This is a genomic window from Chryseobacterium sp. OSA05B, from assembly GCF_019970065.1.
Taxonomy (GTDB): Bacteria; Bacteroidota; Bacteroidia; order Flavobacteriales; family Weeksellaceae; genus Chryseobacterium.
Genome location: NZ_JAHXYH010000001.1, coordinates 210640 through 222845 on the forward strand (window position 1 = coordinate 210640; position 12206 = coordinate 222845).

2 protein-coding genes are annotated in these 12206 nt (G+C 44.7%); both read left to right on the forward strand.

Annotated features, from left to right (window positions below):
* Positions 1 to 2 precede the first annotated feature (2 nt).
* On the forward strand, positions 3 to 10883 hold the full coding sequence (locus LC419_RS00945; RefSeq protein WP_223605578.1) for a LysM domain-containing protein: 10881 nt from the start codon (positions 3 to 5) through the stop codon (positions 10881 to 10883).
* 450 nt (positions 10884 to 11333) lie between these two features.
* Positions 11334 to 11807: a hypothetical protein gene (locus LC419_RS00950; RefSeq protein ID WP_223605579.1), complete on the forward strand. Its 474-nt coding sequence runs from the start codon at positions 11334 to 11336 to the stop codon at positions 11805 to 11807.
* The last annotated feature ends 399 nt before the right edge of the window (positions 11808 to 12206 follow it).

Sequence of the window (12206 nt, forward strand, 5' to 3'; positions counted from 1 at the left end):
TTATGAGCTTATCCAAATTAGCTGCTACCTTCAGGAGCCAGGCCGCTGCCAATAATAATAACATTACTATTAATGCAGCATCTTTTACCGATTCGGACCTGATCCCTCAGGCTGGGCTGGACGATCTTTTGTCCAAAAGCTACAAGCTGCCTGCCGATTCGTTTTTGTTGATCGACACCTCCGGCACTTCTATACCTGAGCCCGTGGAAAACACCCTAACGATTACCAACGCAACAGCGGCCATACTCAATGTAGAAAAGATTAATACTTCCGTCACCCTGACCGTTACAGCGAATGATGCGGATGAAGTTCAGTTTACCATACAGATCAACCTCTCCAACTGGGTATTTGCAACAAGCTGGCAGTATATGACCGGCGGTGTATTTGACAATCTTCCTTACACTTCGCCTTCCTTTATTTTCAGTACGGATGAAGTGGCTGCTTTTAAATGGCAGCAGAAAAATATTTCATTAACGGAAGGGCAGAACTTTGCAGCACTTATTACACTGACCAAATGGCTGCAGCCTGTTGTAAATTTCTTTACTTCCTGGAGCTCATCCACGCAGCTGGCTCTTGTGGGAAGTGTAGATCCTTCGCAGGTCAACAACGAAGATATCGTTTATCCTGATCTTGATCTTTTTGTCAATGTAGATGCCACCCTGATATCCCTGGGATTTCTGAAAGTCAGCAACCCTGGTATAGGGTTTCAGATCAAAACCGAAGAAGAAACCATTCCCACAGAACCGGAAGATGAAGGAGATGCATTGCGGCTTGAGTACGAAACGGATGATGGGTTGATGCCCACAGCGGGTGAGACGGAAAAAGTACAGACGCCTATACTCTATTTCCGCCTGTTACTGGCAGCCGGCGATGCTATTGTACTGAATTTTAGCGCAGCCGTTGAATCTGGATCCTCTTCCTTCCTGCTGAATGTAGCTTCCGAACCGGACAAACCCCTTACCCCGCTCAGTTTATTTGGACTGATGGCCGGGCAGAACTGGTTTCAGACAATCCCACCCACTCTACAGCAGTACCTCAACAGTATTTCTTTCAAAGGATTTAATACCTCTCTGGATTTCAACAACGGGCTGAGCATAACCAGCGTATCAGCATATATAGGATCGAATGGCGCATGGACGCTTTTCGACAATTTTGTTATTGAGCAATTCGATGTGAACTGGGTCATCATTGGTCCGGGTACCACGAATGCACAAAGTTTATATTTCAGTGCCAGAGTCAACTTCTTCCCCACTATATTTGTGGGAGGTTTCGATGTGGAGATCACTTCAGACCTGACGCTTTCTGCTGCCTTTACCGGATCGGTTACGTTTAACAATTTATTATCAGCCATTACAGGAGGAGCTATTAACATTCCTGAAAATTTACTGCTGGTTGAGTTTACCGCTTTCGGTATCAATATGGATATCAACAGCAAATATTATGAGTTTTATGCCAACGCCAATATTGACATTAATTTCATCACGAATGTTTCGGTAACTGATGGTACCCTGCGCCTGACTTCTTCTTCACCTGCAAGCGGTTCAGGTCCAAGTATATTTACAGCACAGGTATCGGGATTATTTGCCATTGGCAGCCTGCAGCTCAATACGGATGTGAATTACAATTCATCTGACGGATGGGACTTAAGTCTGGCTATGCCTGAAGGCAGTAATTTAAATCTGGGCGAACTCATTAAACAATTATTCCAAACCATCAGTCTGCCTACCAGCTTCCTTCCCGACAGCTTAAATATTACACAATTCTCCCTCAATGCCACCATTCCAAGCGGAACAGGAAAAAGCAGCTATGAAGTAAAAGGAGGTCTGCAATGGATCTTTAATTTCCCGATTATCGATCAGAAAATCAATATTATTGCCAATCTCTGGCTGAAATATGAAGCCGCAAGCAATGATTCTGCCACCGGAAAATACTCCGGCGGTGTATTGGGAAGTGTAACCTTGGATTACTTCAATGCCACCGTTGGCATCAGCTATAATTTCTCCGAAAACAACCAGCAGCTCGCCATTACCTGGGAAGGTTTTACCGCCATGTATGATATAAGTGGACAAAGCCGTACCATTGTTTTCTCCATTAAAAACTGGACTTTGGGCGGATTGATCACTTCTTTCATGAAGATGCTGTTCAACCCGACATTTGAACTCGATGCTCCATGGGATATACTGAACAAAATAAGTCTGGACGGATTCTCGGTGACTTACAACCTCGACACAAAAGACATCAAGGTTACCTATAAACTGCCTAAAACGCTTAACCTTGTATTCATCAATATTAACGGCATCAACCTTACCAAAACCGAGAAAGGGGTATTCATTACCTTCGACGGTAGTTCCGTGGTGCCTTCTATCAACGACAGTAACCTGTTCAAGCCTTCCACCGGCGGACAGGACATTCAGAAAATGCCGGAAGTACCGGGACAGGGCAACCAATATTTCGATCTGCGTTTGCTGGCCATGGGTCAGCACGTAGAATTGGTCAATCCAGCCCAATATAATTCCATTAAAGATGTAACCAAGGCCATGCAGGAAGCCTTTACCGAACCTAAACCGGGTACCGTGCCTATAGGACCGGGTTCTGGCAATACCCTGTTGCAGTTCAACGAAGACAGCAACTGGCTGATCGCCACCAATTTTGGGATACTGAATGCAGGTACCAAGGATAAACCGGTATGGACACTGGATATGCAGGTTGTGTTTAACGATCCTAATCTGTACGGTCTGCGCATCGCCATGGCAGGTGGCAAAGCCAAGATATTCGAAGGGCTTGATTTTGAGATCATGTATAAAAAGATCTCCGATTCTATCGGGGTCTATCAAATAGATCTGACACTGCCTAATGCCCTGCGCTATCTGCAGTTTGGAGCAGTCAATATTACGCTGCCTTCCCTTGGCATTGAAATTTATACCAACGGTGATTTCATGGTGGATATTGGATTCCCTTATAACATGGACTTCTCCCGTTCGTTCACGCTGCAGGCCATTGTGCCACCGGGTATCCCTGCTATGGGTTCAGGAGGTCTCTATTTCGGCAAACTCAGCAGCGCCACGACCAATAAAGTCCCTAAAACCAATTACGGAAACTTTAATCCGGTGATCGTATTTGGAATCGGCTTGCAGGTAGGTGTGGGCTATAGCGTAAATTATGGTATACTTGATGCCGGTTTCAGCATCACCATGTTTGGTATTATTGAAGGAGTGATCGCCGCCTACTATCCTTACAGCGGAGCTTTACAGGAAAGCAATAAGGAACAGGTAGAAACCTCTTATTATTATTACCTGCAGGGCACCATTGGAATTATTGGTAAATTATACGGTTCTATCGACTTCGGGATCATATCGGCCAGTGTCAATATTACCGTCATGGTTTATGCACAGGCTACTTTTGAAGCCTATAACAAAATACCACTGGCAATTGTAGCTTCAGTGGATGTCAGGGTTTCCGCTAAACTGAATCTGGGGATCTTCTCCATTACCATTCACTTTACGTTTACGGCCAAAATACGCTTTGACCTCACCATTGGGACAGACCAAACCGCCAAAGCGCCTTGGAACAACAATCTTGGAGCGCCACATGCTGCTGCCCGGTTGTCTACACCTGCGGCTACTGTACGAATTGCACCAGCCCGCAGAGCAACACCGCTTGATGGTGCTTTGCCTATTGAATTTGCAACCCTTGATGCATTTGATGTAACAGAGGAAATCTGGCCTGATCAAATGGTGATAAGACGTTCACCTCATATGCCTATTAACTACAGTTCTGTATTAGCAGCAACTTCTGCGGATAGTCTGCCTACATTGAATCTGTATTTTGTGCCTCACTTGACCGTTGCAGGGCCTGAAAACGGAAACCTGAAAGACCAGACTGCACAATATGTAGCGACCCTGTTCACCGATGCACCTGATCCATCAGGTGACGGCAGTGGAGCTACAACTTCTTTTGAATATTTATGCGCTGACTTCTTCCGTTGGCTGGTGCTGAACTATATTGATCATACTCCATCACAATCTGCCCGTGCAGAAGTAGATACGGAAGGTATTTCAAAAGCGGATCTCGATGCTTTGATCGCCTTCCTGTCCAGCGAAAGTAATCCTTTCCCTATACCAACCCATGATCTGCTCAGCTTCCTGCAAAACAGCTTCCAGGCGGTTAACGTTCAGTTGCTGCAAGACAATCTGACCGCAGCAGCCATCTTCCCTATGTTCTTTGATCTTGAACTGAAGGTGCCTGATATCTCATTGGACATTCAGTTCAATAATTATAATATGGCCACACAGGAATACCTGTCGGCTGTAAAAGAATGGTTCAATGAACTGGCTGTAAAAGTTCAGGAAGAAACAGCGACTGCTGCGAGATTTGCAGTATCCGATCCACAGCAATGGAGTATGTCTACCTTTGTGTTTGAAGATTATTTTGTACTCTTAGGCAAGCAGCTGGCAGGTTATGCATCCGATGCGATGGACAACTTTACCTATCGTCTCAGCAATGGCAACAGCTTATCTGCTATGGTCAACTGGGCTAATGGTATTAGTGTTGACGGAACGAGCAATAAGGTTTATGTACAGGACATCGCTATCGCTAATCAGACTCATCCGCTTACCGGCAATAATCCGGTAGTCATAACGGGTGTCATGTATGATATTGCAGATGGCGATACCTTCACTTCTGTGGCGGCTATATATGCCATTACAGCAACCATGCTGATCACAGAAAATGCAGCTGTGCCGGGATTACTGGCACCTCAAACGCTTACTTATAAAGGCAATTCCTATAATGTACTGGCTACCGATACCATCAATGCAGTAGCAGCCGGATTAAAAACAACGGTTAGTGATCTTGCCGCTGATACCAGTTTCCAAAATACAGCAGTTCTCATGATGGGCAGCTGGCTGATCATTGGTGCGGCCATCTATACGGCCAAAAACGAAGACACCTTTAATGGCATCTGCACGGACGTATACAAAAAACTCGACGTAAGTGCTTTACTGATGCAAAACCAGATAACGCCAGGATTATTCATTGCAGGTAACGGCTTTGAATACAATACGATCCCATATACTATTGTACCGGGTGATACGCTTACCAGTATGGCAGCTGCTATTTCCATATTAGCAAATGCTACGGTTACCCCTCAGGACCTTGCGGCTGATTTACAGGTACAGGCCCTGCAAATCCAGCCGCTGGGTCAGGTATTGGTTCAGCCGTTTATCCATACTACCGTTTCCTTCGGCGATGCAGCTGAGGCTGACACGCTGGATACATTAGCACAACAATATAATACTACTGCAGCCCTCTTGGCCACCAATTATGCCAACCAGCAGCAGGACAAATTATTCTACGACGGCAAAGGATATACCAATGCCAATATTCCGGGTCTGCAATACCTTACCGTAAGCAGTATTCTGGAATACTTTACCGATAATAATTCTTATGGACAACTGTCTGGTATGGTATCACGTTATCAATTACATGGTATGCGTCTGCCTACCACTCTTCCGGGCCTTACCCTTTCGGCTGGTTCACCTTGTACCGGTTCCAATTGCGCCCTATATGCACTGACCGGTCAGGAATTTGCGCTGCCGGCTACCATACCTGCCGACTTCTCGATACAGCTGATCAACAATTCTTTAAGCTGGCTGCAGTTTAACGGAAAAACAATGAAGGAAGAAGGTGGCAACACCCTCAATATAACCTTAACGACTGAAGATCTTAACCAAATCAGTACCCTGCTTACCTATGCACAGGAAACAGGCATACAGCCGGATGTACTGGAACTCGCGCCTATGCAGCCTTTCAATCTGCAGGCGGTACAATACACTTTCCAGACTACTACAAAATGGCAGACATCAGGAGCGTTGAATTTACCTTACGGATCTCCGGGAGACCAAAGCAATGTATCACCACTGATCTGGCAGTTCCCTTCCGGTATGCTCAACCAACTGGCACTGCATAAAGAGCAAGGCTCAGCGTTCAGCGTTCAGATAGGACAGTACGATGCTGCCAAAGGGGTGATGGATTACTGGCCATCTTCTTATTACGGATGGAGTACGATGGTAGATATAGAGCTTAAACTTCTCGATACTGATTCTACCGCTTCTGTCAATGCTTACAGCTATGAACTTCTGGGGGCAAGTGAAGCAGATGCTACTATTCTGCAAAGACTGTTGCTGGCATTAGATCCAAAATCAGCCAACAATAACACGGATAAGATCGTTGATATACAATGGCTGTATGAAGGCTCAGACGGATTGTTATCTGTTGGCATGGAGCACATGAAAACATTTATCGTACAAGCCAACTTGTCTACTGAAACCAATCCTGATACCTCCCTGAAAATGGCGACAAGAGAGGAAGCTGAAGCAGCACCTACCACAGGTGTACTGAACAGTATCTACGATTTCATCCGCCTGCTCTGGGAGTGCAGCATTACCCGTTCAGGAGGCTATTACCTGATGTACAACGAAACTGAAGGCAATACAGGTTTCCCTTCCAGTGTATTCGGTAAGGGGGATACAGCTAATGTACGTCTATTAGTCACTTACAGCAGCCAGTACAATAACAAACCAACCGATTATATGACCTGCGCCGTAACAGGAGATAAGATCGATGCCAACTCCTGTGTGGTCTATGCACAAAGCGAAATGCAGAAAGGACTGTCATACTATGTTAACAGTCCTGATGATACCATCGATAGCATTACGGCCCGCTTCAATATACTGCCTGCCGAGCTGGTAGAGCTGAATAAAAAAGTAACCCTCAACACTAAAGCAGATGTAACAAACCCTGCACAATATCCTGTACCTGTTATCTCCTTTAATGGATTGGCAGCCGAAGTAGGAACCAAGGGTCCCGGTAATTCATTGAGCTCCATTGCAGCCTATTATGAAGTGGATGCAGCAGCTATCCAACAGCTCAACCCTGGCATCAGCAACTGGAATAACCTTCCGCTTTGGCAACTCATCTTGTTACCTCAGGTACAATATACCATCGGCGGTAAAGCAGGTGTTACCTTCGAAACCATTGCTGCCTATTACTTTATAGACATGGCTGCTATGGCCTGGGCTGCAAGGGATGTAGTGAATATCTTTGTGAATCCGACCACTCTTACCATCAACGATCAGATTCTGCATAAAGTAACGGCCGTACAACAAGGTACTGCCGGATTCGATCTGAACCGTACGAATCCTGATCCTGACAAACAACCTAAAGTAACGGATCCTGATTATGCAGAAGTATACCTCAACAATATGTACAACCTTCTGAGTTATCAGGTGGTAGAGAACAGTTGGTTTACGGAAAGTATTGTAGGCTTACCTACAGGACCTGCCAAGCCGCAGACACAGGATGATGTGCTGGGTAAAACAGACACCAGTGACGACGATCTGATATGGTATTACAACCAGGTGGTGCCTATTGCCAAGTTCGCTAAACCGAATCCATTTATGAGCTATCCGGCCGGCTATCCGCAGGAAGATGGAAACCCTTACCGCGGTATCGGTCATCCGGTGCAGGTGCATTTTGACTGGGTGGATTATTATGGTAACCAAACGGTTACTCCATTCAGTGATCCGCAGCTGGATCCTGCCACACCAATCAATAACCTTCCTATTCAGACAGGTTATGTGGATGAACTGAAAGGATTGGGTAAATGGCCAAGTGTGGAACTGAGCTATTTGTTTGACCTCGGTACCGATAATGAACCGGAACTGAAGCTGGAATTCAACTTCAATACGCAACGCTATAACGAGCTGCCGGATGTACCGGCAGACCAGCAGCAGGACTGGAAGCAGAATGCCGCCAATGATTTACTGACCTACACGAATGTATATTATCAACTGACCCAGTTAAATCCTGTAGATGGTAAAAATACATTGACCGCCACGCTCAGCACATCGCTTACTCCTGGCAAAGCCACCGATCTTTCCGGAGACCAGTTCAACCAGTTGCTGCAGTTTGTAAAAGATATTTATACGTATTTATCTGCACGAAGCCAGGGGAATCAGGGTACAGCTCCGGTTATGAACCCGCTCACCTGCCCGGTTAATATAGCAGATATCGATACCCATTCCATATTGCAGCTCACTGTCAATCTTGATTTTTACCGAGACCTGAATTATGTGAATACAGACTTTAAAGACAGTACTTTGGTCACCCAGGCTCTTACGCAGGTGAAACCGAAAACGATGTCCACAACAGAGGACGGCACTGATCCGCAGTACAGCCTGAATGAGTTTGCTGCCCTGTTTGAAGCCGCGTTCTTAAGTGTTGATAATTATGAATTGAAGATCGCCATCGGCACAAATGCTGCAACAGCAGGCGGTGCCAATAACCAGGCTGTGTTTGTAGTCCGCATGGGCTTAAAATCCGGTCAGGGTATTTACTGGCAGGTCAACCAGGCGGGTACTTATCAGTTAACGGCTGATTCTATTGCACAGCTGACAGCAGATGGCGTCCCGGGCGATGTAACCACTGCGATCAATACGTTGGTTGATACTCTGTATGACAGCAGAGACCTGTTTGACACCGCTTTGCAGCAACAACTTACGGAAGAACAGTTTAATCAGTACCGAATTAATATTTATACTTACAGTTTGCTGAATGCGGTATTCTATGCACCTAAGCCATTGGCGACAAGCCTTGTTTCCAAAGCTGGCGTCCCTATATGTGATTATCTGACAGGTCAGGGTCTGGATTGCAGCAAAGGTGAAGTGCAGACGTTTACAGGGATAGATATGGATAACTGGGGCGCACAATCCCTCAATGCCATTGATGTGTTCCTGAGTGCAGATTATGCTATACCGGCTTTCCTTGTGGATCAGTTGAAATCAGATGAGGAAAAAGCCTGGCTGGAGACGCAGGGGATTGATGCCAATACTTATCTACAAGCCATCACGAATGCTAAAACTAAGCTGGCCGGAGCCATTGCTTCGGCAGTAGAGCCTGTGCTCACAGCGCCTTATGTTTCAACTGCATCGGGTGACCATACCAGCCTTGGCAATGCGAAAGATAAATTCGAACAGCAATTGCTCAACCAGCTTGGCAATGCGTACACCGTCAATGCTCTGGTACAATTTGAAGTAACAGCGGAATCAGACTTTGTGGCTTCCGGCAGCTATCAAACACCCCCACGCCTTTATGGTACGCCGGTGATCGGTAACAAAACAGATGGTGAAGCGAAAGAATACAGCATCTCCACCTCCAAGATCCAACTGAATGAAAAGGATGCCACCGATACGGATTCCTTCCTTACTTTCAGCTTTACGACTAAAAATGCGAAGGAGTTTACCAGCGTAGATCTGGATATGACGTATGTGGTCACCCATGTGGAATGTGACATCAGTGATGTGGCAGGCATCAATGGCTATCAGGGATCCAACTGGCTTACCTTTATTATTCCTGCTGATGTTAGAAGTAATAGCAGCACGCTTAAGGCAGCGTCTGTTACTTCATCTCTGCAGCAAAGCTTAGGTAACGTAGATATTCCTGTAGTGCTACGAAACTATCCTACACCGCCTACATTGATCACACAAACAGGCAAAGGCGTGTCTGTAGAAGGCGATACTACCAAAACGCGTCTGGCCAAAGCATCCGAATGGGATTTTACATATTCCTATACCGAAGATCAGGCTGCGCAGGACAAGATATTTTCTGATATTGAGTTCAACATGATTCCGAATCCTTCCGCAAAAATGTTCGGAGCACCTTCCCGCGACCTATTCAGTGATCTGGCGCAATTCGTAACCGTATGGCCACAGGTACTGGACGATTTCAACCGTTATCTGAAACTGATTAATGCTCAATCAGATAACAGCGATACTAATCTGGCAAATGCTTATTATGCATTACAAACGATGGTTACTTTGTCCAATAACCTTGCTATTGCCTGGAGCGAATTCAACAGTCTGCTTTTCAGCAACCCTAATAGTAATGGTACCGCCCGTGCCTACGATTTCATCATCCGTCAGACAGATGATACTGATTTCGACAACCGACTGCTGGTGACCATTGTACCTTCTGTGGATATGTCTACCAGTGATCTGTTGCTGTACCGTGGTACTAAAGCTGTACTGGAAGCAGAACTGCCGCAAACCCCTTACGTGACAATTGACAACTATACGAAAGTGAATGCCACCGATAAGAAAGGCGTGCCTATTCCTAATGCGTATTGGTATCAGGCTGCAGATAAAACCTATCTGTCATGGGAAGAATCCTTCAATATTCCATCGCGCAATGTCAATGTAGATGCACTGAATGTCTTACAGTTCCAGTATGCATGGGCAGGCCTGTCTATCATACGTAATGAAGATCTCGTGCCTTATAATCCAACAGTGAACGACTTTATTTACCGCACACCGCTGGTAAGGTTCTCCAATAAGCTGATCCCACTGCTCAGCAGCGATGATACCTTTGATATCGCAAGGATTAATAATGATACAGGACTGAACCTTCCGCTTGCCCAGCAATTGGCCAACTTCTTCAGTACTTTCTTTACGTACGATGAACTGGCAGAGCAATTGGTGAAGCTCAGCGTATCATGGAATTATCCTCTGCTGGCCTCGTCAGGTGATCTTCTCCCTGCGATAGAACTGCCTGTTTTGCTGGCAGCACCGTTCACTTTTGAGATCCCAACGGATTATGAGATTCCTGCCGGAGGATGCCAACCATCTTTCAGCAACTCCGACCCGTTTGTGTGCCGTCTGGCCAATACGCTTAAAACATGGTATAGCCAGCATCAGCCTGTCAACAACGGGGCCTGGTTGCAGATCGATATAGCGGTCTTCTCATCACTCAGCGAAAGCAAGCTACCGCTGATAGAGCTTAAAGACGTCATCCTCTATTATAAGAATATTACAGATATGAATGCTTAACAAAGCTTTAATTTCAACGTATGAAGTATACCAAAAACCCTTGCTATTGTGAGGGTTTTGGTTATTGAATGCTTATTTTGTTTACAGCTATACTTATTCCCGCAACAATTTCAAAAATGAAACGCTTTTAAACACAAATTTCACAAATGAGTTCACCAATAACACGACTATACTATGCAAAAAAATTGGTGGGATCTGTGGGAGATTTTGACGCAAAGGTCTTATAACTCTTATGATTTTAAGGGGAGCAAAGGGGGCGATTTCATCGCTGATTAAGCGGAAGGATAAGATATTCGCTTCATTGAATTAATTAAGGATTGATGATTTCATTCCCTCTCAGATTATGTTTCTGGGCACAAACGACGATGCTTGCGCCGGTGGAGGGATTTTTTTAACAGGATCTTGCAAAAGAAAATACTAAATATTCCGTTTAATTCTTAAATTTGGTCCATGCGAAAGAATCTTTATCTCATCATCATATCATTTTCTCTTAGCAGCTGCTATACGTACCAGGTTAAAAAACCAGTGGATCCAGCGACCGATAACAAGCAGGATTCTAAAAGGAATGCAGCTCTTGCTAATAATGCTTCTTCTGAGCAAATGAAAAGTTCAATAGCGGAATCCCAAATCGTGAACTCACAGCCAGCGCCTGTTCCTATCAATGTTCAGGAGAAACTTGCTCCTAATAAGAAATTTAAAATTGATGTTGATGGCAAGAGCTATAAAATAATCGTTGACAAGTGGGAAAGCGACAGTCTGGTGGCCCACCCGATTAGCAATCCTAAGAAAACTCTGAAATTCCATAAGAACCAGATCAATAGCGAGAAAATTGCGGAAAAACGCTTTTCACAACCTATAGCTGATATTATTACGGTGACTGCCTATGCGGGAATTGGGGTTTTAATATGGTCGCTTCTTAAATAGATTTCAAAAATAATATACATAATAAATCCTGACGAGAGTTGGGATTTTTTGTTATCTCACATCCTAGTGCGAGACTCTGGTTCTTACCTGATTATATAGTACATGGACACAAGCAGGACGCTTGCGCCAGCGGAAGAACTAAAATTTAGATTTTCGGTTTCTAATAATTAATTCTAGGTTTCTAATCAGAAAGTAAAGGAAAACACCTATTCCAATACAATAAATTATGATATAATGAAAAGTGTAGAATATATTAGCTATTGGTGTTAATGGAGACATATTTCCTGTAAATATTGAGGATATACTATATGGAAGTAGTGCCGCAAAAGTCCAAAAATTATTTCTGTCTAATTCAGCTTTTTTAGCTCTATAATAGTGAAGTTCATTTTTAAGATAATT